The sequence below is a fragment of the Bacillus sp. JK106 genome, assembly GCF_053663355.1.
This window is the reverse complement of record NZ_JBSJQC010000001.1, coordinates 452986-479057: the sequence shown is the minus strand read 5'-3', so window position 1 is coordinate 479057 and position 26072 is coordinate 452986. Positions and strand designations below refer to the sequence as shown.

Here is a 26072-nt window from a genome sequence, read left to right as displayed (position 1 = left end):
ACACATTACACATATTACCGTCATTTTGACCCTGATTTCTTTCTTTGTGACCATTATTTTTATATTTTGGAGACCCGGGGGATTAAATGAAGCCGTTCCGGCGTCGCTGGGCGCCATTCTCGTTTTGTTATGCGGAACCGTTTCCTTTCATGATTTGGGGGATATAGGGTCAAAAGTCACCGGAGCATCAATAACCATTATCTCCACAATGATTATGGCGATCGCGCTGGAAAGCTTCGGTTTTTTTAACTGGGCGGCGGCCAAACTGCTTCACCGCGCCAAGGGATCGGGCATCCGGCTTTTTTGGCTGACCAACCTGCTCTGTTTTTCAATGACGCTCTTTCTGAATAATGACGGCAGCGTCTTAATCACCACTCCTATTTTACTATTGGTCTTACAATATCTCGGACTTAAAAGACATCAGAAAACACCGTATTTAATAAGCGGCGTATTAATTGCGACGGCGGCAAGCACCCCGATCGGCGTCAGTAATATCGTCAATTTAATTTCTCTCAAAATGATAGGCATGGACCTTTATTTGTACACCAATATGATGTTTATCCCCGGCACGCTGGGACTGGTGTTTATGGCCTTTCTGCTGTTTGCCGTTTTTTACCGCCGTTTGCCGAAACAGCTCCCCGATATTCCGGTTCATTTTGATTCGCTGGAACACAAACGATATCATCCGCTTCAGCCTCCGCCGGACTTGAGCCAAAACAGCCGTACGAACATCATGTTTTGTGTTTTGGTATTTGTATTGTTCGTCCGGATCAGTCTGTTTGCAGCTTCTTACAACGGCATATCCGTTTCGCTCGTGGCTGTCATCAGTTCAGTCATCCTGCTTTGCTGGAGATGGTTTTATTTAAAAATCGGACCGGCAGACTTATTAAGAAAAGCGCCTTGGCATATCTTTATTTTTGCCTTCACGATGTACATTATCATCTACGGACTGCATAATATCGGACTGACGGCGCTGCTTGTTCAGTCTATTGAGCCTTATGTCTCACAAAGCATTGCCCACGCCGCAACTATTATGGGCATTGCTACATCCGTCCTCTCTAATTTGTTCAATAACCATCCCGCCTTAATGATCAGCACTTTGACATTAACTGAAATGTCCATCGACCCATTGACCGTAAAAATCATTTATCTGGCTAATATTATCGGAAGTGATATCGGATCATTGCTTCTGCCGATCGGGACATTAGCCACGCTGATCTGGATGCATATCATCAGACAGCACGGCGAAAAAGTTTCTTGGTCAGAATATATCAAAACGACCATTGTCGTTGTCCCTCTCACCGTCGTGTTTACCATTACCGTTTTATATGTTTGGATCAGTTGGATTTACCTTTAGCTCCGATGAAAAAAAACTGCCTGCTGTATAAGAGAGGCAGTTTTATCATTTATGGCAGGTGCATGGTTTTTAAATGATTCAATTTCCAAAAAACAGTATCGCCGTCTGCATTGGTCAATTCAAGAATATTATCTGAGACATCCTGTAACAGCCCCACTTTATTCGGTATATCTCCTAAATCCAGAATAATCAGCTTCCCGATATATCTTTTTAATTGCTCCTCAAAATTCCGGACAAGGGGCACATTAGCGGGAACAACCGGCAGCTCTGAACTGTTTAAAGTATACGGCGTCTGCTCATCGGAATAGGGTGTCAGCCATTTCAAATGATGCATCGAGATGAAAAGAGTCTTATAAACCGGAGAGAAGAAAACAAAATAATCATTTAAAACACTTGTCACATACCCATGAATAGAACGGTCTCCCGTAACAAATATTTCTGTAAATCTGCCTTTTATATGCTGGAGGGTATTCCGGTAAGAAAATGAATGTTCCTGTTTTTCGGGATGCGGACTTTTTTTTCTTGCGTACGGCTCTTTATTCTCTTCGTCCGGGAGCGTCAATGTCATCCTCTGAAGATGCAGCAGCGGAATATAAAGAAACGTCCGGCCGTCATGAATCACAATGATATCCTGACCGATATCCAAAAGAGTTCCTGAAAATGTCGTATTCCCCGATATCTCAATATCGACTTGTTTATCCAGAAATCTGCTTAATCCAGCCATTTCATTCCCCCCTCTCCCGCGTTTACGGACAATCTTTCCAATCATTTACGGCCGTGTTTCCACCGATAATCTATTGTCCTTAATACAGTGGCGTAGCTATAAGAATTCTCTTCCTCCCGTTTTGAGGATCGAACGGATCTTGATGATCTTTTCGACTTTTTAGAGGAAGTACGCTGCTCTTCGCGTGATTCTTCTTCATGTGACTTTTCTTCTTCGGCGCTCTCTTTCTCACCTTTATTCTCGTCGTCTTTATTCTCCTCTTTTTTAGCTGCTCCTTTTGCCCCTTCGCTGATGCTCTTGATATGAAAAGGATAGATCCGCAGCACTTCTTTATCTTTCACAAGAGTGTAGTGGCCGTCGGAATTATCCACAAGTATACCTTCAACGGCTTCAGGACCTCCGCGGTTGATGGATACCCATTTGTGGATCAGGCGTTTAAATATGCCGTGAAAATCATCAGCCATTTCAAATTCCGGGCGCTCCTCCTCTTGGCCGTCCTCTTCTTGTTCCGCGCTGATGCTTTTGACATGGTCGGCGTTAAAATATACGATTCCGTCATCTTCCGTTTCCAGCACGAGAAAATCATCCCCTGTTTCGTGAAGCTTTCCTCTTTTCGATTCGGGACCTCCCTGATTCAATTGCACCGTGCGATTGGTCATCCGGCTGATCAGGTCTTGAAAATCATCAGCTTTTTCACATTCTGCCGCTTCGGCCGGCGATACGGTTTCACTCGTATTTTCCGTCACACTTTTCACGTGTTTCCATTGATAATAAACGATTTTATTATCAACCTGAAGAGCGATATAATCCGATTGAATGTCTGCTAATCTCCCTGTCTTGGACTCCGGACCTCCCCGGTAGACAGTAATTACTTTTCCTTCCATTTCATGCAAAAAGTTGTCATCAGACCGATGCCGCTTCGTATTGCGTTTCATCTATTATCCTCCTAGTCATTTTTCTCATAATGTAAAAAGCATAATGCATATATACGTATCACGATTATTTTCGGGAACTGATTCACCAGCCTATTTGTAAAAAATCTTTCTTCATTTCCAAATCAGATATTCCACCGCTCTAACTCACTGCTGATGAAGGCGGACCGCTCCTTAATGTATTCGCAAATCACATCAGGCTCCCGGTCAAAGCAATCAATCTCCTCTTTCTTATAAGGATCCTTTGCGACATGCGGCCTGATCTGCTCATACAGTGACATGACCTTCGGCTTCATATGTTCAATGGTAAACCGGGTCTGAAGCGTTTCTTCCAAAAGCTGTTTGTACGCTTTGCGGAAATACGGTTCATCCAGAAGCCTTGCAGTCAAGGTATTAAACCCTTGTATTCTGACATAATCGGCGTCCATCCGATCACCGTGAATGTCTCTTCCCCACGTCGCATCGTAATCCCACGGAATGACTTCAAAAAGTCCCGTTTCATGATTCCGGTACAAAGCGTAATTATGAACAAACCCATCGTAGTTTGAGGTAAACACGATGCCCGCAAGCCACCGCAAATACTTATCGGCGTCCAAGTGTTTGACGATCTCCCCCTTGAACTCTGACTTCGGCACGGTATTAATTTTATAGATCATGTCCTGCAAGTATAAATCGTCTTCTTTCGTTCCCGTTTTCTTTTCATAACCAAGTTCGAGCGATGTTTTTGTATCCCGCTCCAGATCACTGACGAGGGAGAAATTGGCGTCGTCATCAACCGCGTAAAAAACAGCCCCTTCCGCCAAATTCCGTTTCGCCAGAAAATATTCATCCACTGACTCCAGCTCAAGATACACCCCCTCATGCCTGCCATTGATTTGCAGGGTTACGAAATTCGCCTTTGGTGACAGCGTCCCAAGCTCCGCGAAGAAATCGAGAGACAGCTTATTCCTCATCATCGACGGATCTTTGTATTCAGCGTTTAAATGTATCTCTTTCGCCCTGCGAAATGTTTTCGGCGAATAAAAAGCGATGTGATACGATTTTTTCTTGAAATCTCTTATATGAGAGCCGCGGTACGCCAGATCAATGTCAAGCCGTTTTTGATTCACTCTCAGCACCGCGGGCACCGGATCATCATCCCAAATGTCTTTTTTCAGCTCCATTAAGTCTTTCGGGTGAATAAACAGCTGGTACAGAGGCAATGTTGATTGGTCTTTCATCAGTAACCCTCCCTGTATTAATTTAGGCTGTGCTTTTTATATAAAACTCAGCGAATCACACATACACTTTTTTCATTCATGCGTACTATGTGGTAGTAAGGATCGCATCCTTAAAACATATATCATGAGGAGGTTTCAAAATGGGCCACTATTCCCATTCTGATATCGAAGAAGCAGTAAAGTCCGCAAGCACCGAGGGATTGGAAGATTATTTGTACCAAGAACCAAAAAGCAGTAAGAAGAGAAAATCTCGCAGTCATAAAAAATCGTGCCGCTCTCACAAAAAATCTCGCAGCCATAAAAAATCGTGCCGCTCTCACAAAAAATCTCGCAGCCATAAAAAATCCCGTTCTCACAAAAAATCTCGCAGCCATAAAAAATCCCGTTCTCACAAAAAATCTCGCAGCCATAAAAAATCCCGTTCTCACAAAAAATCTCGCAGCCATAAAAAGTCCCGTTCTCACAAAAAATCTCGCAGCCATAAAAAATCCCGTTCTCACAAAAAATCTCGCAGCCGTAAAAAATCGTGCCGCTCTCACAAAAAATCTCGCAGCCACAAAAAATCATGCCGCCGCAAGAAAAAACGCACGCAGAAAAAACCTTATCGTCCTCATAAAAAAGACCCTTGCAAAAAAGACGATTACTGCAGCAAAACAGAGTACTGGAAAGACGGGAACATCTGGGTTGTAAAGAAAAACTACAAGTAACGCCATTTGTAAATAGGCTGCCGGCTAAACGGAAGCCTTTTTCCTCAATCAGATATATGCCACGTGATAAGATATGCAGCCGGTTTTCTTTTGTTGTGTTTCCGAATTTTCTTTCTGTATAATCAGGTCATACGATAAAGAAAGGCGGCCGAAATCATGCATATCTTACGAGCAGACGAACTGAACGCAAAAGACACTTACAAATTGCTTTCGGGCACAGTCGTTCCCCGGCCGATCGCATTTGTCACGACGCGGTCATCCATCAACGGCGCCGTAAACGCGGCGCCCTTCAGTTTCTATAACGTTGTCTCCGCAGAACCGCCGCTTCTGGCCATCTCTGTCAGCCGCGCGGACGGACGGCAGAAAGACACCGCGAGAAACGCAATCGCTCATCGGGAATTCGTGGTGCACGTCAGTGATGAGTCCATTATTGAAGATATTAACAAAACGGCGGCAAGGCTTGATCCTGATGTCAGTGAACTTGGCATGACAGACCTTTCTGTGACAGACAGCGCCTGCATCAGCGTTCCCGGTATAAAAGAAGCAAAAGTCAGGTTTGAATGTATACTCGAACGCCATCTTCCGTTTCAAAATGACAGCGGAGAAACGACGACAGACCTCATCATCGGCAGAGTCGTTTGTTTTCATTTGAATGACCTAGTATATGACGCCGATAAAGGCTACATACGGACAGATGAGCTGAAGCCTGCGGCAAGGCTCGCGGGGAATGAATACGCCAGACTCGGGAAGACATATACGCTTGTCCGCCCGACCTGAAGCAGGAACCATTATAATAGAAGAAACTAGTCAAAAAGACCCCTTTCGAAAGGGGTCTTTTTTGAGTCTTTTACCATTAAACTCAGCCTAATGTCTTATAGAATGCTGAAACTTACAAGGCCCTCACCCGTATGAAACGAGTGACACATTTTTAGGAGGAGACGATGGATTTCATTCAGTTACTGATTTTTTCAATCGTATTTATTTTGCTCAGCCTTATGTTTCAAGTATTTGCCGTCAAAGTTCTTCATTTTCCAAAGGCTGTTAAAAAGCAGAAGCCGATAAACGGCACACATCGATTAATCGAAATCACACTGCTTATTACGGGCATCGCAGCGGTGACTTTTTTCAATGAAATGTACGTATTTGCCGGAGCTGTTTCCATGCTATTTTGCTGCAGCGGCTTAATGGAATGGCGGCACCGGCGGGAGGAAAAGCAATATGTGTACGATTCGTTTTACGCGGGTCTTTCTGCCGCTCTTGGCGTGCTTATTTTTTTCATCAGTTAGCGTATCATGCTCTATACTCCTGCGGCCGCTCCGTCGCCGCGCGGGTCGGCCCCGCCTTGGAGAAAGCCTTCTTCATCAATGACGATCGCTGCCGCATGGCCCATAAGCCCGTCAAAATCACCAACGGTCTCGACGCGGTGGCCGCTCTGCCTTAGGGCTTCTCTCGTTTCAGGGCTGATTCTGCTTTCAACCCTCAGCCCTTCATACTCCTCTCCCCATGTCCGTCCCCAGACCCAGCGAGGCTCATTGATCGCCTGCTGCGGGTCCATTTTGTAATCAATGATGCGCGTAATCATCGCTGTCTGAGTTTGCGGCTGGCCTTCTCCTCCCTGGGTTCCGTACAGGATGTGCGGCTTTCCTTCTTTACAGGCCATCGCCGGCATGAGGGTGTGGAACGTCCGCTTGCCGGGTTCGAGCGTATTGACATGGAATTCATCCAGCGAAAAAAATGACCCGCGGTTTTGCAGTAAAATACCCGTCTCCCCCGCCGTAACGGCAGATCCGAACTCGAAATAGAGGCTCTGTATAAAGGAAACGGCATTTCCTTCCGCATCTCTGACGGCGGCATAAGCAGTGTCGCTTCCGACCGGACGGCTTACCGCCGGCGCAGCCGTGTAACCGATTTCTTCCGCCAGCTGCTTTGCATACCGTTTATCAAGCAGCCGATCCAGCGGAATATGAGAAAATGCCGGATCTGTCAGCACTTCATTCCGGTGCTGAAAACTCTTCTTCAGCGCCTCGATCAGCAGATGATAATATTCAAAGGAACCGTGTTCAATCTGAGAAAAATCATAGTTTTCCAATATATTGAGCGTCATTAAGCCTGTAAAGCCCTGTGAATTCGGCGGAGCCTGATAGATGCGGTACCCGCGGTAATCAGAGGATACCGGGTTCGTCCACTCGCCGCGGTGGGCTTTAAAGTCATCAAGTGTCAGACGGCTGCCGTTGTTTTGCAGAAAGGATGTGATGCTTTGAGCGAGATCTCCTTCATAAAAAGCGCCTCTGCCTTTCTCGGCAAGCTGTTCCAAGCTGGCCGCCAGATCCTTCTGGACAAACCGTTCACCGGGCATGGGCGCTTTTTTGTTTCTCGTAAAAATGGCCGAGGTGTAAGGCGTCGAGGCTAAAAGAGCGAGATTGTGTTCTGTGTGGGCGCACTGGTCGGCGGACACTGGAAATCCGTTTGCCGCATAATCAAGAGCTGGCTTCAGCACCTCAGCGAGAGAAAGACGCCCGTACGCCGAAAGCACGGCATCCCAGCTGTCCGCCATGCCCGGAACGGTAATGGCGCTTTCTATCCCGCGCAGAGGGATCGCTTCTCTGCCCCGATACAAGTCTCTCGTCACATGCTTCCCTGAACGGCCGCTCCCGTTATAAGCTTTGATTCGTCCCGTTTCTTTATGGTAAGTGAGCCAAAATGAATCCCCGCCAAGACCCGTCATATGCGGATACACGACTGCCAGGCAGGCGCTGACCGCCACTGCCGCGTCAAACGCGTTTCCGCCCTTTTCCAGAATGCCGGCCCCCGCCTGAGAAGCAAGATAATGCGGACTGACGACCATTTGTTTCGTTCCGATGGTTGAAGTATTCATGGCAAGCCCCTTTACAAATTTTCTCAAGTATAAAAAGCGGCATCGCCGGCATCCACTTTCCTGAAAGAAAAGCTCACACACTATTTACTTTCCGATAAGAAATAATCCTCAATCATTACGTAACGAAAACATTAAAAAAATTTCTCCTTCATACCGTAACATTTCATGATACAATAATATCCACCAAATGAAGGAAGGTGAAGCCGGTTGGAACATGAGTACAGCATTCCGAATCTTGTCCTTGATGAAACGGATAAACAGATTCTCTCGATTTTGCACGAGGAAGGGAGGATTTCCTATACAGACTTAGGAAAGCGGGTTAACCTGTCGCGAGTGGCGGTTCAGCACCGCATTCAGCATTTACTGGATGCCGGTGTGATTGAAAAATTCACCGCTGTCATCAACCCGGCGAAAATCGGCCGTCATGTGTCCGTGTTTTTTAACGTGGAGGTGGAGCCGCAGTATTTGGAGGAAACCGCATTAAAGCTTGAAAAGGAGCCGGCGGTGACAAGCCTTTATCATATGACCGGACCGAGCAAGCTGCATATGCACGGCATTTTCGCAAATGATCAGGAGATGGAAGAGTTTTTGACAAAACGGCTCTATACGCAAAAAGGCGTCGTCAGCGTCGACTGCCAAATGCTGATTAAACGGTATAAAAGCAGAACGGGCATGAAGCTGTAAGGAGGACATAGCCATGAAACATCCCTATTGGGACATTACGGCGGCGATGGTCCGAACGGGCATTCTCGGATTCGGAGGCGGCCCGTCGGTGATCCCGCTCATCCGCCATGAAGCCGTCAATAAATACAAATGGATAGATGATGATGAATTCGGAGAAATATTAGCGATCGCTAATGCGCTTCCCGGACCGATTGCCACAAAAATGGCGGCGTATCTGGGCTTCAAGCTGAAAGGCACGTTAGGCGCAATCGCGGCAACCCTCGCACATATTCTGCCTACATGTCTCGCTATGGCGGGCTTGTTTGCGGCTGTCAATGTCTTAAGCCGCTCAGCAATCGTTGCCGGCATGATTGGCGCCGTAACACCGGTGATCGCCGTCATGCTCGGCATCATGGCGTACGAGTTTGGCCAAAAAGCGCTTAAAGGTTTCGGCTGGGTCACGGGCATCCTGTTTTTTATCATCGCTTTTATCGGCCTGCAAACGTTACAGATCAATCCCGGCTTTGTCATTATCATTTTCTTGGCGTACGGCGCGTTTCATTTTAAATTAAAGGACAAAATCACAAATAAACGTTCAAAAGATAAAGGAATGTCTGCCTCATGATCTTGATTTATGTATTTATGGCGTTTTTTGTCGCAAACGTACTCGGATATGGAGGCGGACCGGCGTCGATCCCGCTGATGTTTGAAGAAGTCGTCAACAGATACAGCTGGCTCTCAAACGATCAATTCTCAAATATGCTCGCACTTGCGAACGCATTGCCGGGCCCGATCGCAACCAAAATCGCGGCGTATGTCGGCTACAGCGCAGGCGGATGGCCCGGGTTCCTGATTGCGCTGATCGCCACCGTCGTACCGTCGGCGCTCGCATTGATCGTGCTGCTTCGCATCATTCAGCGCTTCCGCCAATCCCCCGTCATCAAAGGTATGACGCTGTCCGTCCAGCCTGTCATCGCCGTCATGATGCTCATTCTTACCTGGCAAATCGGCGCAGACGGCATCAAAGCGATCGGCTGGGTACAAGCGATAGTGATTGCGGGGATCTCCCTCCTTGCCTTGACAAAATTCAAGATGCATCCGGCCTTCCTGATTATCGCGGCGTTTTTGTATGGAGGGCTTGTGATTCCTCATTTATAAAGAAAAGCACCTGGACAGGTGCTTTTTTATTTTGGCCCCGCAATGCCGTTTGATATGACAACTGTTTCTTCGCCTGCATCACTCTTGATGATTTGCTTGACTTGCAGCGTTGCGCCTGCCATTCTCACAGATTGCTGAACCTGAGGCGAATTGGTTTCAGCCTGTACCCAAACAGAAGTCGGCGCTTTCCAAGCTAGAAAGAGTGCAAGAATCAATATACCAGAGATAACCAGCAGCAGCTTCATATCGCATCACTTCTTTTCAATAAACGGCTCGCAGCGGACAGAGCCTGTTGATCATGAAGAATATCACCCGGACGATTGCCTTCTCCCAGCACATAGCCTTTAAAGGACATCCCCATAAAATGAAAAATATGTTCAAATTGCTGAATCAGCGGCAGCCCTTTTAGTTTAGGATTGTCCCCCCCCACTGCTGTTACATATGCCTGCTTCGCTGACATTTGCTGTTTAAAATCAGGAAACCTCGGATCTCTCAGCGTCTGTGACCAGCGATCAATAAACAGCTTTAATGTCCCTGACATGCCAAACCAATAAATTGGGGTGGCGAATACAAGAATATCGCACGGCAAAATCCGCTCAATAATAGAATCGCAGTCATCTTGAACAGGGCGAAAGCCGCCTTGGGCGTGACGCAGATCTTCAACTGGCCGTATCCGATATTTCCGCAAATGAATGTGCTCCGCATCGAATCCTTGAACAGCCTTCTCCGCAAGAATATCCGTATTTCCGCCAGACCGGGTTCCGCCATTAATAACCGCAATTTTCATGATGCATCTGCTCCTTTGTTTACGAATGATTTTCTTCATCATATAATGGATTCATCAATCAATACAGATGATTATTTCGATTGTTTCAATCGATAAAACCGATTTAGAAAGGGCGAGATCAAATGGAATTGAAGCAGCTGATCACCTTTATTACCGCAGCAGAACACGTAAACTTCACCCTAACGGCCAAGATGCTTAACTATGCACAATCAAGCGTTACCTCTCAGATCAAATCACTGGAAGAAGAAATCGGGACTCCTTTATTTGAACGGCTCGGCAAGCGGCTTTTCCTGACAGAAGCCGGCAAAACGTTCAAATCCTATGCGGAGAAGATCATTGCGTTAACAGAAGAAGCAAAAATGGCCGCAAATCAAGCAAGAGAAACAACCGGAACCTTGAAAATCGGTGCGACGGAAAGCCAGTGCACATACCGCCTTCCGCCTATCATAAAAGAATTCAAACAGGCTTTTCCTCAAGTAAAGCTTATATTCAAACCGTATATTTCCAACGAACAAGCGAAAGAACAGCTCTTGCAGGGCCAGCTTGATATCACTTTCATTTTGGATGTGAATCGGTCGGAAGACGCACTGCACGTTGAATCTCTGATTCAGGATGAAATCAAAATGGTAGCCGCCAATGACCATCCTTTTCCAGCAGACTCACCAGTAACATTGAAGGATCTTCAAAACGAAACCCTTCTGCTGACAGAGGACGGCTGTTCATATCGCACGCTCTTTGAGAACACTTTACATGACGCCGGAGTCTACCCTAATAAATTAGAATTCGTCAGCATAGAAGCCATCAAACAATGCGTGATGGCCGGACTCGGAATTGGACTATTGCCTGAAATGACAGTAAAAGACGATATTGCCGAAGGACGGATGAAAGAACTCAACTGGCAGAATGAATGCCCCGTTTTTACTCAACTAGCATGGCATAAGGACAAGTGGATGTCTGCACCATTAAAGGCATTTATCGATTTGACGCGAAAAACATTCAAATAAAAACCTGCTGCAAGGACGACAAAGTTTTTAATAAAGCGGACACCAGGCATACAAAAAAACACTTGGTGGCTTAAAGCCCCAAGTGTTACACGTGATTTTTCCGATAAAACGTTCGCAAAACATGCGTTTCAAGGTCAGCCAGACGGACAGGGATCGGCAGCCTGCTTTCTCGATTGATCATTTTCATTGTGATCTGATAGCTGCTTTCTAAATCAATGTTATGTCCGCAAGACAAGAAGATAGGCTTCACGTCCCGCCGTGTTCGCAGCGCCCGGCCATATACCTCGCCGTCAATGAGAATATCGGTGTAGGCGCCTACTTCATTTTCAGGCATCTCAAAATCGCAGCCTTTGATTTTAAGATAGGTTTTCGCAATCCCAATCGTCGGCTTTCCCAGAAAAAAAGCCGCATGGGTGGCAACGCCCATATGATTGTAATGCAGATACCCGTTGCCATCAAATAAAAACACATCCGGCTCCGTCTCCAGCTTTTTGGCCGCTTCGATGATCAGCGGCAGCTCGCGAAACGCAAGAAAACCGGACACATACGGCACGCTGATTTTCCCCATGCTGTGCACTTTTTCAATCACTTCTGTTGTATCAGCGTCAATCACGATCATACTGCACACTCCGTACGGTTCCCCGTCCTGCTCCCAATAAGCAAGGTCGACGCCTGCGCATGTATTGACGGAGTCTGGATGGATGACGGGGGATAGGTTGATTTTATGTATAAGGGATTGTTGTGTTCGAATAAAATCTGATTCATCTTTTTGTTCAAAATCGTGAATTTGATGTATTTTCATTTCACTTGTTTTCCTCTCTTCGCGCTCAATTGTCCTGCATGTCGATCTAGCGAAGACTCCTTATGCTTCATTGAAAAAAGCAAATAGTATAATCTGCTTTTTATTAATATTCATTTTTCATTTCTTTCATAAAAATAAGATCCAATTGTTTAAGTAATTCTTTAAGTTCAGTACACTAGAGGATTTTCCCAATCTTCGTTTTTTATCAGTTCAATGCCATAACTGCCGGTTGGATCCCCTTCTGGGTACCATCCTACGTCAAGCAGCAAATTTTTAGTTTTATGAGAAATCTGCAGGAGATCTTGATTAAAGTCAAATAACCAAGCATCATCATTTTCCTCTAGAGTTTTAGGGTCAGTATCTTTTAATGTAATATAATCAACAGTCCACCCCGCCGGTATCTTAAGCCTTAAGAAATTGGGAACATGTTGGCTTAGCTGCTGCAAACCCTCTAAAACCCCATTTCCCACAGTCCAGATTTGATATTCTAACTCTTCCAATAATTGTTCTATTTCATTAAAAGATTCATCTTCATAAATCTTATCTGTTTTTAAGCCCGCTACTATGACATGGTATTGATCATTTTCAAATATTACCTTAATAACAGCATTACGTTTTTCATTTTGTAGTTTTAGTAATTCATATTTTTCTCGCATTCTTTTTTCTGAACTTAAATTGTTCAGTACTACAGACCAGCCATTACAGATTTTTAATGGCAGCAATTGAGAAATATGGTCTCTGTCCATCCTGCTTCTCCTCGTATTCCACATTGTTAAATTATTATAAAAAAACTTGCCGATAACAACACGGCAAGCTCTTAACTATAGCAATTCTAATACATCAGTAAACAAGGCATCTCCTAATGTTAATCTCCTGTTGAAAGGCTGTATATGTGGCAATTCACTCCACTCATACACAGTATCGTAGTAATCATACAAATAACTGAGTTCGATAAACCCTTTCTCTTGCATTATTTGATTAATATAGTTCGTTCCCTGAATGAATTCTAAAGATTCAGCGGTTCCTACAATGTCATAAGCGCCATCTATTAAATCGTGTCTTAGGGAATAACTATAATCTAATACATAAACAGGAACCAATTTAGATACTTTCATATTGATTTGCTGTTCTAAATGAAAACCATTTTCCCCAGAAAGATCTTGCAAATGGATATCAATTTCTCCTGAAGGATTGTCTAAATCTCTAACTTCAATTTTTTTCAAACCTTTTATTTGATTAAATTCATCAGGTACTTTTATTTTCTCTGCGCATTTGCTCTTGTACCATTCGTCTAATTCCCTATTCACAAATAGACGATGAAGCAATTCACCGATTTCAGGGTATTCATTAATAAATCTGATTCCATGTTCCATAGTTTTAACCATCCCATCTTCTTGAAGGCTCGCCTTTTTTCGTCTGCTTACCAGTTACAGGATCAAACTCTCCTAAATGCTCTGTTCTTCTGCGGTTCCACTTTTCTAATTTACCATGCTGGGAATCCCATTGCCAATTAAACCCATCTCTATCTGTCCAAGATTTTCTTTTTAATCTTTCTTTTATTTGTATCATACCTCTTTCTTCCATCCAGTTAGTTGGTTCTTTTAAACGATATCCATTTGAATTGTCTCCAACTATCTTCTCTCTATCAGCTAGCGCAGCATTGTATTCTTCAGTCCGTTTCTTTTTACTGTAGTTAGTACCATTATGAGCAACATAATCATTTTGAGTCATCCCCTCAGGTTTTTCCAACCATTTTGGTTTTTTTGACTGGCTACTAGCCATCTTCACAATCCCAAGTTCTTTAACAGCCGTCTTTTCCACATCGACACGGACTGTTGGGAATCCGTACGTAAAGCCGTTCGCTGTTACTGGGCGTTCTGCGTACACGCGGACGTTTGTCGGGACTTTGAATTGTTTAACTTTTTCTAGTGTCTTGTTAGCTTTTTGAACTTTTGAATGGGTTGCAAGCGGTATGCCTTTGTTTACATGCTTCGCCAGTGCGCCGGCACCAACCAAACTCAGCGCAGCTTCCAGCGCTCCTTGCTTCCGTTTGTCCTCAGACACTTTATTTCCGAACATATCTCTGCCTGTGACGGCTTCTGAGAATCCGTTTGAGGCGACGAGGCCGTATGCGCCCATTTCTGTCATTTTGAGAATGTCTAAGGATTTTCCGGTTTTATAGGCATCTAAAGCATGTTCTGCGGCAATGACGGTTTTTCCGGTTTTGTAAATGGCTTTTCCGCCTTTGAAAGCGCGGCCCGCCCACCCGACGACCGGTATGAATCCGGCGGCGGCCATCGCTCCTGCTGTGACGCGTTCTGCGGTGGAGAGTTTTTCGCCGGTCACCGGATCAACGCCTTCGGCTGCTCTTTTATAATCATAATAGCCGGTGACTTCGCCGGTAAAGTTGCAGATGCCGTCCCATGTTTTTTCGTACCATGGTTTATTGGCTTCTTCTTCAGCCTTTTCCTGAAGCCGTCTTGCTTCGGCCTGCTGGGCTTTTGCGTCAATATAGTCCGTGCCCTGTTTTTCTGTCGCCATGACGCTTTTGTAGATTTCATTGCTGTGGAAGGCTTTTTTGTCATAGTACATAGGGGAGGCGCTTTTCCCGTTGCTGGTGGCCTGCATGAGAACGGAATATTTGCTGAGCACTGCGTTGTCCAGAGATTCTAAGTTTTGATATTCAGCGGTCAGGGATTCATCAAGCGTATCGACTGCCGTGATCGTGTCACGTCTGGTTTTCTGGGCATCACCCATTTTATCTGCGTAATCATCCAGCGTATATGTATCGAGATGAATAATATCGCTGATGCCAGACAAAATCGAATCGATTTCTGCTTTATGAGCGGAGACAATCTCTGAAGCTCTCAAATCCGCATTGGGCAGCTCATGCTCTAAAAACGAAGTCTCCGCATATGAATCGCTGAGTTCTTGATCTTTAATGTCACCTGAAATGCCATTTAAAAACGCAATTTGAGCAGAGACAAGCGTCAGCCAGCTGTCGGCGATTTCCGCTTGTCCCTGAAAAAAATCTTTTATATTGTCTGCGCCTTTCCCTTTCAAAGCATCACCCAGATCGGCCACGCCTTGAAAGGCTTGTTTGAGCGCACGCAGCTGTTCTTCAAGGGCTTCGTATTGTTTCTTTCTCTTATCTGCTTCGTCCGTTAACGATTGTGATTCAAACACTTTGCTCATCGGCAAGTCCTTTCTTTCGTTATTTTACGGCGATCGCCTCGTCCTGTTCCTTCAAAGAATCTACGTTGTCTTTAACGTCCGCGATATTCTTATGAACGGCCTGCTTGTATTCGCTGATCATCGATACAAGCTTTGCCTCGCGTGATTGGTATTTGGAGGTATAGTCGAGCTTGTTTTTTCCGTTTGAACCGGCGTTCCCGATAGAAACGGCCTCCAAAGCGCTGCTGACGGATTCAAGCTGCTTCATGACAGCTCCGTATTTGAGTTTTATTTCTGCCATTAAAACCAACTCCAGCTTTTTTTGATTGATTGTATTTTTTCTCCGACCGTGTCAAGGGCTTCTTCTCCCAGCGTCAGCAGGTGCTCTGCCTCTCTCGCGATGCTTCTGGCGGCAAGGAGCCCTCCTTTTTCAATTTCAAGCTGTGTCATCTTTAAGCCGATTCGGTAAATATAACCGTCGTATTTGTCTGTGACGATTCTGTATGCTTCTGTATGGGCCTGATCGCGCCGGTCATCAAATTCTTCAGCAAAAGTGCCGGTCCAATGATGATCCAGGTGCGGCCTGAGGATGTCTCTGATTTCAGACACGCCCTCTTCCTGCAGAGATTCTATCTCTCTTTTCGCTTCTTTTAATTTATCAATTTGGTGTTCGATCTCGCCCAGTTTATGGCTGATCGTGCTGTTAATATGGCTTAATGTGCTTGAATGGCTCATCTGTTTTCACCTCGTCTTACGCAAAAAGTCGTACAAAAAGCACAGACTTTTCCATACTATATTTCCATATATTATATTTTAAAATAGACAGAAAGCAGCTTAAATAGGTTAAATGACTTATTTTCAGCAGCCGAGATGCTCACCATTAACGCCAAAAGACTCACATAAACGGCATATCCATTCATTGATCTCCTCTATGTATCCATGATAAATTCCCTAAAAAAAGGAGACAGTGATTAACCGTCTCCTTTGCCTTGTATCATGATTCTAATACTGTCGTTAACTGCAGTCCCAGTTGTACAAAACGTTTGAGAAATCTTTTTTCTTCAAATCTTCCGGTCTGATAAAGAAATTGGCGATTCCCACATCTCCCCACATCGAATCAATGTCATCATCTGAATCAATTTGCAAGAGCAGAATCGTATGGTTTTGATGGGAATAAGACCGCGGATCTTCCTGGGTGAAGGACGCATAGCCGCCGATTTTATGGCCGAAGGCGTTCGCCGTATATTCGTCATACACCTCATCGTCAAACTGCTCGAAATAGTCGAAGGCATCCATCCCGGCATACTGCCTGAATTGAAAATCAGACGGGAGCACCCATTCAGCAGACAGCTCAGGGGTGATCAGCGCTTCGGATTGAATCGGAAAATCGTACTCCTCTTCAACCTGAACGAAAGAAAAATCATCCATGAGCTCCTCTTCCCGATCTGTCACATGCTCAAAATATTTGACGGAGAAACCCGTTTGCGCGCACCCGTCGTCAAAATTCAAACCGTATACGTCATCACTGACCGATATGTAAAACTGAAGAATGCCGGTGTCCGGAAAATCAGGTAGTCGGGGCATATCCGCAAAATTGATTTGGGCGAGAAGTTTCATCGGCCTGCCGCTTTCATCTTCAGGGTATGGTTCATGTTTCGGAAAATAGGGGTCTCCGGCGATTTTACTGTCATACCGTCCCGTTTCAGCTTTTTTGACGTGCAGTTTGATAAAGGGCCGTGCTGACGTTTCCAGCAGACCGCGGGATGATTCCATTTGCTTCGGCAATTTCCATGTGTTTTCCACGATTAATATCTCCTTCGTCTCTAATGATTGTATGATAAAAGGCCGGCGCGGACCGCCGGCCTTTCAAGTGACAGAATCAGTCTGAGGCACGACGGCTCTTCTTCCGATTGAGATATATTCCACGCCCGCCTGTTCCGCTTCCTCAAGCGAGTGGCAGTTTCTCCCGTCGAAAATAACCGGGGTTTCCATCAGCTCTTTGTACGCTTCAAGCGGGAAGTGTTTAATTTGTTCCCAATCTGTCAGAATCAGGACGGCATCCGCTCCCCTGACGGCTTCTTCTATGGACTCCCGATAGGAAACCGCAGCCGGAAGCAGCCCGGAAGCCCGGAATGAAGCGATCGGATCGTACGCTGTCATCCGGGCGTCAAGAGCCGCCAGACGATCCGCAATGACAATGGACGGGGCATCCCGCATATCATCTGTATTCGGCTTAAAAGACAGCCCTAATAACGCGATGGTTTTCCCCGTCACACCGCCCAGCCTGTTCAGCACTTTATCAACCAGCATGGACTGCTGGTTATTGTTGACTTTAATGACGGACTTCAGCAATTCAAAATCATGCTCCACATGTCCCGCGATCTGCACGAGGGCGTTTGTATCCTTCGGAAAACAGGAACCGCCGTAACCGATGCCGGCTCTTAAGAATTGATTGCCGATCCGTTTATCCAATCCCATTCCGTGTGCGACTGATTCCACATCCGCACCGACTTTTTCACATATATGAGAAATTTCATTAATAAAACTGATTTTTGCCGCTAAAAATGCGTTTGACGCATATTTGATCATCTCAGCGCTTCTGATGTCCGTATGATATACCGGAATCGCAAGCGGCGCGAAAACCCGGTCAAGCGTTTCCCGCGTCTGCCGGTCTTCCGTCCCGATCACGATGCGGTCGCCGTGAAAGGTATCGTGAATCGCCGAACCTTCACGGAGAAATTCCGGATTCGAGGCGATTGAAATGTTCACGTCCGCTCTCAGCCGTGAATGAATAACTTCGCTGATCCTGTCATTCGTTCCCACGGGAACCGTGCTTTTTGTCACGACGATCGCATCTTTAGAAATATGTTCGGCAATCCGTTCGGCGACATTTTCAATATAAGTAAGGTTTGCGTGCCCGTCTTCTTTTTGCGGCGTTCCGACCGCTATAAAAATAACGTCCGCTTCCGCAAGCCCTTTTTCGTAGCTCGTTTCAAATGCCAGCCGATGCCGGCCGATATTTCGTTTCATCATATCTTCAAGGCCCGGTTCAAAGATAGGGGACAATCCCTTTCTCATCTGCTCAACCTTACGTTCGTCAATATCTATGCATGTTACGTCATGGCCGATTTCTGAAAGAGACACTCCTGTCACAAGACCGACGTAGCCTGTTCCGATCACTGTTATTTTCATCGTGTTCCCCCAACCGTTTAGAAATTGCTGCTGGGCAGCTTACCGTTATTATCATATGATCCCGGCGCCGGCGGAATGCCGGAAGCCTGAGGCCATGATAGGAAAAAACGGCGCCGGCCGCTGATAATAGCATAAGCATAAACGAATCATCTTGCAAAACAGCCGCTTACGCTTCATTTAAACGGGATGGAGACGACGATTAAAAAAGACCCCAGCGCTTACGGCGGGCCACAGGCAGCGGAGGTTCCTTATAAACGGCTTTGTTTTCAGCGAGAAGCGCCGCATTTTCCGCGAGCATGTAAATCAGCTCCGCCCCTGCTTCTTTTTTCAGAACGCCGAGCGCCTCCTGATAATAAAAATTCCTCGGTCCGAGATTATGGGCGTCAGATGCGAGAAAGTGGATCAAATTCGCTTCCATCAGCTGCAGCGAAAAGGATTTCGCTTTCCGCCCGAATGCTCCGGCAATGCAGCCGGCCGTCACTTGGGCGGCCGCCCCTTTCTTCACAAGACTGTAAAGGACGGAAGGGTTTTCGCGAATTTCCCTGTTCCGCTCCGGATGGGCGATGACGGGGACATATCCGTTCAGCTGCAGTTCATAAAACAGCCTTTCAGCGTAGGCCGGGACATGATCCGCCGGAAATTCCGCGAGCACATACTTTGTATTATGGAGCGGGGCAAGCGAGCCGCTTTGAAGACCTGCCAGCAGATCTCCGTCTATTCTGATTTCCTGGCCGGGCAGAACAGTCAGCGGAATGCCTTCCTTATTCAAACGTTTGTTTAACAGGCTGACCGCTTCGTTGACCGTATGCCGATCCGTGTCATAGCGGTATTTCACATGATGCGGCGTCGCGATGATCGTATCAATCCCCTGTCTGACCGCTTCTCTCGCCATCTTCAGGCTTTCTGTATCATCCGCCGCGCCGTCGTCTATGGAAGGAAGGATGTGACAATGGATATCTATCATATTTCAACCCCTCCTTAAAAAGAATGGACCGCGCCCATTGTGACATTATTGTCCGTAATAGGCGTAGTCCGAATGTTTCGTTTGTTTCTTCCCGTTCATAACGGCCCCAAGGAGCTTGCACGGGCAGTAATCGAGCGCTTCTTTCGCCTTGGCCGCTTTTTCTTTGTCCGTTTTCCCGCTTGAGATCACCATAATGGCCCCGTCAGTGTAGCTGCCTAATATTTTCGTATCAGCTACGGCCAAAACGGGAGGCGTATCCAAAATCACCTTATCATAAACTGCGGCTGCTTCTGACAGAAGATCTTTCATGGCACCCGTCGATAAAAGCTCCGCCGGATTGGGCGGGATCGGCCCGCTCGTTAAAATATCCAGGTTTGCTTCATCAGCCGGCAGGACGGCTTTCTGAAACGGCAGCTGTTTTAACAGCAGCGACGTTAATCCGGTTCCGTTATCCAATTTGAAGGTGAAATGAACCGTCGGTTTGCGCAGATCCGCATCAATTAAAAGCACTTTTTTCCCCTGCTGTGCAAATACGACGGCAAGGTTGGCCGCGGTTGTCGATTTTCCTTCTTCCGGACCGGCGGATGTGATCAAAAGGGACTTCACCTCCGTATCAACGGAAGAAAATTCAATGTTTGTGCGGATCGTGCGATATTGTTCTGAGTTGATGGATTTCGGCTCAGACATCGCAATCACGCTTCGTTTTCCGGGTTTGTCTTTTTTACGCGTCAACATGTCCGCCTCCCGCTTGTTTGGTTTCCGCCATCCTCACATTTTTGGCAACGCTGTCTTTTGTACTGATTGAAGTAACCGTTCCCAGGATCGGGATGCCGAGCAGCGCTTCCAGCTGTTCTTCCGATTTGATCGTATTATCCAGATGTTCCAGCAAAAAGGCGAGACCGATTCCGCCCAAAAGTCCGGCGGCAAACGCAATCGCGATGTTCAGCTTACGGTTAGGCTCTGCCGGTGACTGGCTGTCCGACGCTTCGGCCTTTGAAAGGATGCTGACATTATCAACGTTCATGATGGCGGTGATCTTGTCCTGAAAAACGGATGCAACCGCATTTGCCATAACGGCCGCCCGCTTAGCATCCGTATCCCGAACGGCAATCGTCACGACTTGTGAATCCTGCTCGCTGGATACCGTGATTTTCGATTCCAGCTCTTTCGAAGTCATGGACAGATGCAGCTGTTTAATCACCTCATCGAGGATGACCGGGCTTTTGATGATGACATTATACGTGTTGATTAATTGGAGGTTGGTTTGAACGTCATTGAATTGGACTTCTTTTTGATTGTTTTTGGATTGGCTGACCAAAATTTGAGTTGAGTTTTCATAGACCGGCGTAAGAGCGAAGAAACTGATGAGACCGCCTGCGGAAGATGCCGCCGCGGTAATAATAAGTATAAACAGCAGACGCTTTCTCAGTATTGCGAATATTTCCTTTATGCTTGCAGATTCTCCCATATAACCTCCATATCACTTTCCGTGTATTCCCATTCCCTCCAATGATCTTTTCCAATTACGATTATACAGCTTTGAACTGTCATTTCTAACCTTTTCAAATGACAAAATTCGACAAAAATAGACAATCACTTCAATCTGATTTATATTTGTAAGCGCTTTAAATGCTGGTGTCACAGGAAGATTAAAAAATCCCGCGGCCAAGAGCCTGCGGGATTTTATGTTGCATATCCATTTTTAATATAAGAAATCAAATTCTCAAGCATTTCTTTTGTGGTCATCTCAGAGGACTGCTCACCGATGTCGTGCGCATGCATTAAAATCTTCAGAAACTCCTCTTGATCTAACTTCGTTTTCTTCATCATTCGTTTCCTTTCGGCTTCCATTAAATTGAAAACAAGATTATTATATGCTGTCGGGTGCTGTTTTGCAATCTCTAATACATCATTCGACACATTCGGGTTTTTATGTCCTTTTTTAGGAAAAACTTTTTCCGGGCCATGTGTTGCGATATAATAGAGGAATTGGAATCTTTTTATTTTGTGACTCGTTAGGAGCGATAATCATGCTTCAGGATATGATTGCTAAAGAAGATGTGCTCGCAGCGGCTGAACAGCTTAAAGAACTTCTTCCTTACAATGAAGACAATGTTCAGCTGATGAAGAAAGCACTCATTTTATATCGGCAGGATTCCGTCTATCGTATACAGGTTCAAACCCCGACAGAGATTTCCGCATATGTGCAGGATGTTGTGCCTGTAAGGGTCACGCTGAACTTATTTTTCATGGTGAAAAGCGGCTGCGCATGCCCGTCTGAGGCGATCTGCCGCCACGTGCTCGCCGTTTTTCTTTACGTATATGCCCAATTCGAGCGGGTCGGTACCTTTACCGAACATTGGCTGGAAAGAGAAAAGCTTGAGGAAAGCAGGGAGCTTGTCCGCCGGCAGTTTCAGGAAAAAGTGCTGCCGAATGAAGAGTCGCTGTCAAGCTGGCTCGCTTTTTTTGATTCGGAATTCTCGCTGTGGGAGGCGCGGACGCCGGCCGGAAGCCAGACGATGCAGGGCCTTTATTACGGCTATCTGTCAGCGCTCAAAAAACACGCCCCGAAAAAACCCGAGCTTAAAAGCTTATATCAGATTCATTCGGCGCTTGCCGTCTGGCTTCACATGTTCACTTTGATTGAGTCAGGCAGATTGGATGCCGAAAAAGATTATTACAGCATTAATCCATACGTGGAACAGCTGATGGATACGATTTATTCCTCCATTGACAGACTGAAAACGTACGCCTTGTCTTTTTCACTCGATCCTTTTTTAGACCGGACGCCTCCGGTGCTCCGCAGACTGCTTGTGAAAGAAGAGCTTTTTCAATACGAACGCCTCCGGGTATTCGGTGAAATGTGGAGCGCGCTTTTGAACCGGCCGAAATGGGTCGCGCGTGAACAGGAGATTCTCGAACAGGAAAGCGGGCGCCGTTTTTCGCCGGAAGTGCGGTTCGGACGGCTTCATCTGGCCTTTTTGCAAAAAGATGATGAAGCGGTCTTTGAAGATATGTCCCGCTTCCCTCCTGAAGCGCTGCCGTACACTTTTCAATGGCTCGGTGAACTCACCGCGAAAAAAGACTGGAAACGGCTGAAAACATGGTATGGCCGGATCGAACCGCTTGCCGTGAACTATACGAAGCTTGATAAGCCGTTTAAAGAAATGCGCGACATCATCGGAGAGCTGTTTGCGCTGTTGGCGGATTATGCGCGGCACTCACGGGATGATCAGCTGTTTGAACGGTTTGCTTCCGGCTGCCTTCCCTATACCTTTACCGAATACAGCCAGTACCTGTACGAAAAACGGCGGTACGCGGAATGGGTGGAGATTCACAGCCTCGTCGGTTTTTCCGTCTGGGAAATTGAAAAGGACATCCTGAAGGAAATTGCCGCCAGTGATCCGGAAGCGCTCATCCCCTCCTATCACCGGGCGGCGGCCTTTTTTATCGACCAAAAAAACCGCAGCGCCTATAAAGAGGCTGCGCGCCACCTGAAAAAACTGCGGACGCTTTATAAAAAGGCAAAAAAACAGCAGGTATGGGAGCGTTATATCAGCCGGCTGAGCGCAAGCTACAAGAGGCTGCGCGCCCTTCAAGAAGAATTGCAGAAAGGAAAGTTGATTGATGGCGAGTCTTAAGGAAATTTTCATTCATGTAGAACAAATGGAAGATTGGACATTTACGCTGTCAAGCCATGATGAGAAGGAGCAGCCGCTTACTCTCAGTCAGATGAAGACTCATTTGTTCCAATGGCATGAGTCCACCTTTTACGGAACGTTTCTTGAAGACGTCAGCTTCATCGGCACTCCGGCCGTTCTGCTCAGCCCGTGGATGACCGTCGAGCTGCTTGGAAAAAACTCGTTCAATTCATTCAGCACCGTGCAGCTGACAAAGGAAACGGAACCGTTAATCGAAGCGGCTTCGACGATATACGAATTTATTGCCGACGGCGATTTTCTTCCGGATTATGACGCATGGCAAAATGGTGTCCTGCGCTTCAAAGACCGCGAGCTTTTGCTTGAAGGCTTTACAGCAGACTGGTTCTCAGCCGCGGTACAGGACTACATTCAGTACAATGATGACCTGCTGGAAAAATGGAGGCGGATCGAAACCCGTTCGCCGGCCGTTCATACGTTTAAAGGCTCCTTTTTGGATGAAGATGATTTTCTCGAGGGAATCGGCTGGCATGACGATCTGACGCCGTTTACCGTCGGGCTCCGATTAAACGAGCCTGATTTCGACGGTGACGACTGGAAAATCGAGATGTTTTTACGTGAGAAAAAAACCGGCTCCATCACCTTTTTCGACGGATTGAAGGGTCTGAAAAAAGCGTGGCAGGCATACAGCGGAAAAATCGCGCGCGAACAGGACCGCTTCCGCAGAACGGTTCCCTGGCTTTCGTTTGATTCAGGAACGACGCTGATCTCTGAAGAAGAGGCTTGGATCTTCTTATCGGAAGCGAGTGAGACGCTTGTCGATATGGGTGTGGAGATTCTTCTCCCATCATGGTGGCAGATTGTCCGGGACAGCAATATGATGCTCAAGGCGAAAGTGTCATCCTCCCCGCGGGGCGAGTCCTTCGTCGGCATGAACGCTCTGCTTGATTTCAACTGGAGATTCGCCACAAACGGAATTGAGCTGACAGAGGATGAATTCAATGAGCTTGTCGCAAACAACAGACGTCTCGTCAACATCCGCGGTCAATGGGTGAAAATTGATCCGCAATTTATTAAACAGATGAAAATACTGATGGAAAAAGCGGAATCTGAGGGCCTCCACATGTCCGACGTGCTGGCGCGCGAACTGATGGATCACGGGGAAAACGGAGCCGAGGACACGGACATCATTGACTCATCGGCATTTGCCGGGATCAAGATCGAATTATCAAAGCATCTCAGAAGCCTGATCCGCAAACTGACGGATGCCGGGGATCTGCCGAAGCATGAAGTCAGCGCCGCGTTTCAGGGCCAGCTCCGCCCTTATCAGATGTACGGCATGAACTGGCTTCTGTTTTTACGGGAAAACGGCTTCGGCGCCTGTCTCGCAGATGACATGGGACTTGGAAAGACGATTCAGATGATCGCTTATTTTCTCCATGTGAAGGAAAGCGGCCGGCAAAAAGCGCCTGCCTTAATCATTGCGCCGACATCGGTGCTCGGCAACTGGCAGCGTGAGCTCCAGACCTTCGCGCCGCAGCTGAAGGCCGTGCTTCATTACGGCCCCCGCAGGCCGAAGGGCGAAGCATTTGTCCCGGCCTATCAGGACGCGGATGTCGTTCTTACTTCTTACGGCCTCTCGCACGCCGATCAGGAAGAGCTTTCTTCCGTGACATGGAGCACCATCTGCCTTGATGAAGCGCAAAATATTAAAAACGCGCATACGAAGCAGTCCCGCGCAATCAGAAAGCTGAAAGGCGTCCATCATATTGCGCTGAGCGGAACACCGATGGAAAACCGCCTGACAGAGCTTTGGTCGATCTTTGATTTTATGAACAAAGGCTATCTCGGCAGTCTGACCGGCTTTCATAAACGCTATGTGCTGCCGATTGAAAAAGACCGTGACGAAAAAAGAATCAACCAGCTTCAGCAGTTAATCCGGCCGTTTTTACTGCGCCGGACAAAACGGGATGAAGAAGTGGCGCTTAATCTTCCTGACAAGCTGGAACAAAAAGAGTTTATCCCGCTCTCAGCCGAACAGGCATCCCTTTATGAACAGCTTGTCAAAGATACATTTGAACATATGGCTTCTCTGACCGGGATGCAGCGGAAAGCGCTGATTCTGAGCATGCTCGGCCGCTTGAAGCAAATATGCGACCATCCTGCGCTCTATTTGAAGGAAGAACAGACAGAGCTGTTAAACGGGAGATCCGTCAAACTGGAAAAGCTGCTTGACTTAATGGCGGCGATCCGCGGACAAGGGGAAAGCTGCCTCATTTTCACCCAGTACATTCAGATGGGCAACATGATGAAGCGCCTCCTGGAAAAAACATTCGGAGAACCGGTTCAGTTTTTAAACGGCAGCCTGTCCAAGCAGGAACGCGATTCTCTCGTCGAACGGTTCCAGAAGAAAGAATACCCGACGCTGATTTTGTCACTGAAAGCGGGCGGAACCGGCCTGAATCTGACGGCTGCCAATCATGTCATTCACTATGACAGGTGGTGGAATCCGGCGGTGGAAAACCAGGCGACCGACCGCGCCTACCGAATCGGCCAGGAACGGTTCGTCCACGTTCACAAACTCATTACGACGGGAACGATTGAAGAAAAAATTGATGCCATGCTCGAAACGAAACAAACGCTGAACGATCAGATTATCCAAAGTGAAAATTGGATTACCGAGCTGTCATCCGATGAGCTTGAAGAATTATTCACCCTCAGCGCATCGGCGCAATCACATTAAACGCAAAAAGACCGGCTCTCTCGGGAAGAGCCGGTCTTTTATGTCGTCCTTACTGTTACGCCGCATTTGCCATGAATGCGTCACGCCAGTCATGAACAGTATCGCCATACC

27 protein-coding genes and 1 pseudogene are annotated in these 26072 nt (G+C 46.6%); 10 read left to right on the top strand and 18 right to left on the bottom strand.

All coding sequences use genetic code 11. The features are described 5' to 3' along the window. The first annotated feature begins 25 nt into the window (after positions 1 to 25). Positions 26 to 1357 (top strand): arsenic transporter, encoded by a 1332-nt coding sequence (locus ACWJJS_RS02530; protein ID WP_070082487.1) that lies wholly within the window; start codon positions 26 to 28, stop codon positions 1355 to 1357. A gap of 49 nt (positions 1358 to 1406) precedes the next feature. On the opposite strand, the gene ACWJJS_RS02525 is transcribed toward ACWJJS_RS02530, so the two are convergent. The 3 genes from ACWJJS_RS02525 to ACWJJS_RS02515 all read right to left on the bottom strand — a co-directional run bounded on the left by ACWJJS_RS02525 (position 1407) and on the right by ACWJJS_RS02515 (position 4233). Beyond that, the gene (locus tag ACWJJS_RS02525) at positions 1407 to 2081 is read right to left on the bottom strand and encodes a hypothetical protein (protein WP_007407530.1); all 675 of its coding nucleotides are present in this window, start codon (positions 2079 to 2081) and stop codon (positions 1407 to 1409) included. Between the two features lie 41 nt (positions 2082 to 2122). Further along, positions 2123 to 3016: a spore coat protein gene (locus tag ACWJJS_RS02520; RefSeq protein WP_146284009.1), complete on the bottom strand. Its 894-nt coding sequence runs from the start codon at positions 3014 to 3016 to the stop codon at positions 2123 to 2125. Positions 3017 to 3138: 122 nt separating this feature from the next. After that, positions 3139 to 4233 (bottom strand): CotH kinase family protein, encoded by a 1095-nt coding sequence (locus ACWJJS_RS02515; RefSeq protein ID WP_015387604.1) that lies wholly within the window; start codon positions 4231 to 4233, stop codon positions 3139 to 3141. Positions 4234 to 4373: 140 nt separating this feature from the next. Between ACWJJS_RS02515 and cotG the strand changes: the two genes are divergently transcribed. From cotG to ACWJJS_RS02500, 3 genes are all read left to right on the top strand, one after another. Beyond that, a complete protein-coding gene (gene cotG / locus ACWJJS_RS02510) occupies positions 4374 to 4940 on the top strand; it encodes a spore coat protein CotG (protein WP_096034907.1) in 567 nt (188 codons plus the stop codon). 156 nt (positions 4941 to 5096) lie between these two features. Further along, positions 5097 to 5717, top strand: a complete 621-nt coding sequence (locus ACWJJS_RS02505; RefSeq protein ID WP_454023284.1) for a flavin reductase family protein — start codon at positions 5097 to 5099, stop codon at positions 5715 to 5717. 164 nt (positions 5718 to 5881) lie between these two features. After that, a complete protein-coding gene (locus ACWJJS_RS02500) occupies positions 5882 to 6226 on the top strand; it encodes a DUF4181 domain-containing protein (RefSeq protein WP_070082489.1) in 345 nt (114 codons plus the stop codon). 11 nt (positions 6227 to 6237) lie between these two features. On the opposite strand, the gene ggt is transcribed toward ACWJJS_RS02500, so the two are convergent. Beyond that, positions 6238 to 7815 carry a gamma-glutamyltransferase gene (gene ggt, locus ACWJJS_RS02495; protein WP_278071368.1) on the bottom strand — a complete coding sequence of 526 codons (1578 nt, stop codon included), beginning with the start codon at positions 7813 to 7815 and terminating at the stop codon, positions 6238 to 6240. A gap of 207 nt (positions 7816 to 8022) precedes the next feature. Here ggt and ACWJJS_RS02490 point away from each other — a divergent pair, with 207 nt between their 5' ends. Genes ACWJJS_RS02490 through chrA form a run of 3 tightly spaced genes read left to right on the top strand, consistent with a single transcriptional unit; the run spans position 8023 to position 9636 of the window. Continuing rightward, complete coding sequence (locus ACWJJS_RS02490; RefSeq protein ID WP_003151298.1) at positions 8023 to 8499, top strand: Lrp/AsnC family transcriptional regulator; 477 nt, start codon at positions 8023 to 8025, stop codon at positions 8497 to 8499. A 13-nt stretch (positions 8500 to 8512) separates the two neighbouring features. After that, entirely contained in the window at positions 8513 to 9103 is a 591-nt protein-coding gene (gene chrB / locus ACWJJS_RS02485) for a chromate efflux transporter subunit ChrB (protein ID WP_025853576.1), read from the top strand. Beyond that, positions 9100 to 9636 (top strand): chromate resistance efflux protein ChrA, encoded by a 537-nt coding sequence (gene chrA / locus ACWJJS_RS02480; protein WP_052586801.1) that lies wholly within the window; start codon positions 9100 to 9102, stop codon positions 9634 to 9636. Before chrB ends, chrA begins: the two co-directional genes overlap by 4 nt. Before the next feature lie 26 nt (positions 9637 to 9662). Here chrA and ACWJJS_RS02475 read toward each other — a convergent pair whose 3' ends face one another. Next, on the bottom strand, positions 9663 to 9881 hold the full coding sequence (locus ACWJJS_RS02475) for a hypothetical protein (protein ID WP_070082491.1): 219 nt from the start codon (positions 9879 to 9881) through the stop codon (positions 9663 to 9665). After that, positions 9878 to 10423, bottom strand: coding sequence for a flavodoxin family protein (locus tag ACWJJS_RS02470; protein WP_070082492.1), 546 nt, complete (start codon positions 10421 to 10423; stop codon positions 9878 to 9880). The genes ACWJJS_RS02475 and ACWJJS_RS02470 overlap by 4 nt, the downstream gene beginning before the upstream one ends. Positions 10424 to 10545: 122 nt before the next feature. Here ACWJJS_RS02470 and ACWJJS_RS02465 point away from each other — a divergent pair, with 122 nt between their 5' ends. Then, positions 10546 to 11427 (top strand): LysR family transcriptional regulator, encoded by an 882-nt coding sequence (locus ACWJJS_RS02465; protein WP_278071369.1) that lies wholly within the window; start codon positions 10546 to 10548, stop codon positions 11425 to 11427. A gap of 85 nt (positions 11428 to 11512) precedes the next feature. Here the strand turns inward: ACWJJS_RS02465 and ACWJJS_RS02460 are convergent, their stop codons facing one another. The 12 genes and pseudogenes from ACWJJS_RS02460 to ACWJJS_RS02405 form a co-directional block, all read right to left on the bottom strand. After that, a complete protein-coding gene (locus ACWJJS_RS02460) occupies positions 11513 to 12229 on the bottom strand; it encodes an endonuclease V (RefSeq protein ID WP_454023283.1) in 717 nt (238 codons plus the stop codon). 103 nt (positions 12230 to 12332) lie between these two features. Continuing rightward, positions 12333 to 12975, bottom strand: a pseudogene (locus ACWJJS_RS02455) (hypothetical protein). A gap of 75 nt (positions 12976 to 13050) precedes the next feature. Further along, positions 13051 to 13602 carry a hypothetical protein gene (locus tag ACWJJS_RS02450; protein ID WP_454023282.1) on the bottom strand — a complete coding sequence of 184 codons (552 nt, stop codon included), beginning with the start codon at positions 13600 to 13602 and terminating at the stop codon, positions 13051 to 13053. 4 nt (positions 13603 to 13606) lie between these two features. Further along, positions 13607 to 15424 (bottom strand): T7SS effector LXG polymorphic toxin, encoded by a 1818-nt coding sequence (locus tag ACWJJS_RS02445; protein ID WP_454023281.1) that lies wholly within the window; start codon positions 15422 to 15424, stop codon positions 13607 to 13609. A gap of 19 nt (positions 15425 to 15443) precedes the next feature. Continuing rightward, positions 15444 to 15704, bottom strand: coding sequence for a YwqI/YxiC family protein (locus ACWJJS_RS02440; protein WP_007614257.1), 261 nt, complete (start codon positions 15702 to 15704; stop codon positions 15444 to 15446). Then, positions 15704 to 16138: a coiled-coil domain-containing protein gene (locus ACWJJS_RS02435; RefSeq protein WP_003151273.1), complete on the bottom strand. Its 435-nt coding sequence runs from the start codon at positions 16136 to 16138 to the stop codon at positions 15704 to 15706. The genes ACWJJS_RS02440 and ACWJJS_RS02435 overlap by 1 nt, the downstream gene beginning before the upstream one ends. A 279-nt stretch (positions 16139 to 16417) precedes the next feature. Further along, complete coding sequence (locus ACWJJS_RS02430) at positions 16418 to 17206, bottom strand: YwqG family protein (RefSeq protein WP_278071373.1); 789 nt, start codon at positions 17204 to 17206, stop codon at positions 16418 to 16420. 63 nt (positions 17207 to 17269) lie between these two features. Continuing rightward, positions 17270 to 18595: a UDP-glucose dehydrogenase family protein gene (locus tag ACWJJS_RS02425; protein WP_077722963.1), complete on the bottom strand. Its 1326-nt coding sequence runs from the start codon at positions 18593 to 18595 to the stop codon at positions 17270 to 17272. Positions 18596 to 18794: 199 nt separating this feature from the next. Beyond that, positions 18795 to 19559: a tyrosine-protein phosphatase gene (locus ACWJJS_RS02420; protein WP_369614453.1), complete on the bottom strand. Its 765-nt coding sequence runs from the start codon at positions 19557 to 19559 to the stop codon at positions 18795 to 18797. Positions 19560 to 19604: 45 nt separating this feature from the next. Further along, the gene (locus ACWJJS_RS02415) at positions 19605 to 20294 is read right to left on the bottom strand and encodes a CpsD/CapB family tyrosine-protein kinase (protein ID WP_014305982.1); all 690 of its coding nucleotides are present in this window, start codon (positions 20292 to 20294) and stop codon (positions 19605 to 19607) included. Further along, complete coding sequence (locus tag ACWJJS_RS02410) at positions 20281 to 21027, bottom strand: YveK family protein (RefSeq protein WP_070082498.1); 747 nt, start codon at positions 21025 to 21027, stop codon at positions 20281 to 20283. Before ACWJJS_RS02410 ends, ACWJJS_RS02415 begins: the two co-directional genes overlap by 14 nt. A 215-nt stretch (positions 21028 to 21242) precedes the next feature. Beyond that, entirely contained in the window at positions 21243 to 21386 is a 144-nt protein-coding gene (locus ACWJJS_RS02405) for a hypothetical protein (RefSeq protein ID WP_003151259.1), read from the bottom strand. Positions 21387 to 21589: 203 nt separating this feature from the next. On the opposite strand from ACWJJS_RS02405, the gene ACWJJS_RS02400 reads away from it, so the two are divergent. Next, positions 21590 to 23200, top strand: coding sequence for an SWIM zinc finger family protein (locus ACWJJS_RS02400; RefSeq protein ID WP_003151257.1), 1611 nt, complete (start codon positions 21590 to 21592; stop codon positions 23198 to 23200). Next, positions 23187 to 25961 (top strand): DEAD/DEAH box helicase, encoded by a 2775-nt coding sequence (locus tag ACWJJS_RS02395; RefSeq protein WP_167860495.1) that lies wholly within the window; start codon positions 23187 to 23189, stop codon positions 25959 to 25961. Before ACWJJS_RS02400 ends, ACWJJS_RS02395 begins: the two co-directional genes overlap by 14 nt. The last annotated feature ends 111 nt before the right edge of the window (positions 25962 to 26072 follow it).

Excerpts from the sequence above, each read along its gene's own strand:
- chrB (WP_025853576.1), top strand. The coding sequence starts at position 8,513 with ATGAAACATCCCTATTGGGACATTACGGCGGCGATGGTCCGAACGGGC.
- ACWJJS_RS02415 (WP_014305982.1), bottom strand. The coding sequence starts at position 20,294 with ATGTTGACGCGTAAAAAAGACAAACCCGGAAAACGAAGCGTGATTGCG.
- ACWJJS_RS02425 (WP_077722963.1), bottom strand. The coding sequence starts at position 18,595 with ATGAAAATAACAGTGATCGGAACAGGCTACGTCGGTCTTGTGACAGGA.
- ACWJJS_RS02410 (WP_070082498.1), bottom strand. The coding sequence starts at position 21,027 with ATGGGAGAATCTGCAAGCATAAAGGAAATATTCGCAATACTGAGAAAG.
- ACWJJS_RS02465 (WP_278071369.1), top strand. The coding sequence starts at position 10,546 with ATGGAATTGAAGCAGCTGATCACCTTTATTACCGCAGCAGAACACGTA.
- chrA (WP_052586801.1), top strand. The coding sequence starts at position 9,100 with ATGATCTTGATTTATGTATTTATGGCGTTTTTTGTCGCAAACGTACTC.
- ACWJJS_RS02405 (WP_003151259.1), bottom strand. The coding sequence starts at position 21,386 with ATGAAGAAAACGAAGTTAGATCAAGAGGAGTTTCTGAAGATTTTAATG.
- ACWJJS_RS02440 (WP_007614257.1), bottom strand. The coding sequence starts at position 15,704 with ATGGCAGAAATAAAACTCAAATACGGAGCTGTCATGAAGCAGCTTGAA.
- ACWJJS_RS02445 (WP_454023281.1), bottom strand. The coding sequence starts at position 15,424 with ATGAGCAAAGTGTTTGAATCACAATCGTTAACGGACGAAGCAGATAAG.
- ACWJJS_RS02435 (WP_003151273.1), bottom strand. The coding sequence starts at position 16,138 with ATGAGCCATTCAAGCACATTAAGCCATATTAACAGCACGATCAGCCAT.
- ACWJJS_RS02500 (WP_070082489.1), top strand. The coding sequence starts at position 5,882 with ATGGATTTCATTCAGTTACTGATTTTTTCAATCGTATTTATTTTGCTC.
- ACWJJS_RS02475 (WP_070082491.1), bottom strand. The coding sequence starts at position 9,881 with ATGAAGCTGCTGCTGGTTATCTCTGGTATATTGATTCTTGCACTCTTT.
- cotG (WP_096034907.1), top strand. The coding sequence starts at position 4,374 with ATGGGCCACTATTCCCATTCTGATATCGAAGAAGCAGTAAAGTCCGCA.
- ACWJJS_RS02520 (WP_146284009.1), bottom strand. The coding sequence starts at position 3,016 with ATGAAACGCAATACGAAGCGGCATCGGTCTGATGACAACTTTTTGCAT.
- ACWJJS_RS02515 (WP_015387604.1), bottom strand. The coding sequence starts at position 4,233 with ATGAAAGACCAATCAACATTGCCTCTGTACCAGCTGTTTATTCACCCG.
- ACWJJS_RS02525 (WP_007407530.1), bottom strand. The coding sequence starts at position 2,081 with ATGGCTGGATTAAGCAGATTTCTGGATAAACAAGTCGATATTGAGATA.
- ACWJJS_RS02420 (WP_369614453.1), bottom strand. The coding sequence starts at position 19,559 with ATGATAGATATCCATTGTCACATCCTTCCTTCCATAGACGACGGCGCG.
- ggt (WP_278071368.1), bottom strand. The coding sequence starts at position 7,815 with ATGAATACTTCAACCATCGGAACGAAACAAATGGTCGTCAGTCCGCAT.
- ACWJJS_RS02470 (WP_070082492.1), bottom strand. The coding sequence starts at position 10,423 with ATGAAAATTGCGGTTATTAATGGCGGAACCCGGTCTGGCGGAAATACG.
- ACWJJS_RS02505 (WP_454023284.1), top strand. The coding sequence starts at position 5,097 with ATGCATATCTTACGAGCAGACGAACTGAACGCAAAAGACACTTACAAA.
- ACWJJS_RS02395 (WP_167860495.1), top strand. The coding sequence starts at position 23,187 with ATGGCGAGTCTTAAGGAAATTTTCATTCATGTAGAACAAATGGAAGAT.
- ACWJJS_RS02450 (WP_454023282.1), bottom strand. The coding sequence starts at position 13,602 with ATGGAACATGGAATCAGATTTATTAATGAATACCCTGAAATCGGTGAA.
- ACWJJS_RS02460 (WP_454023283.1), bottom strand. The coding sequence starts at position 12,229 with ATGAAAATACATCAAATTCACGATTTTGAACAAAAAGATGAATCAGAT.
- ACWJJS_RS02400 (WP_003151257.1), top strand. The coding sequence starts at position 21,590 with ATGCTTCAGGATATGATTGCTAAAGAAGATGTGCTCGCAGCGGCTGAA.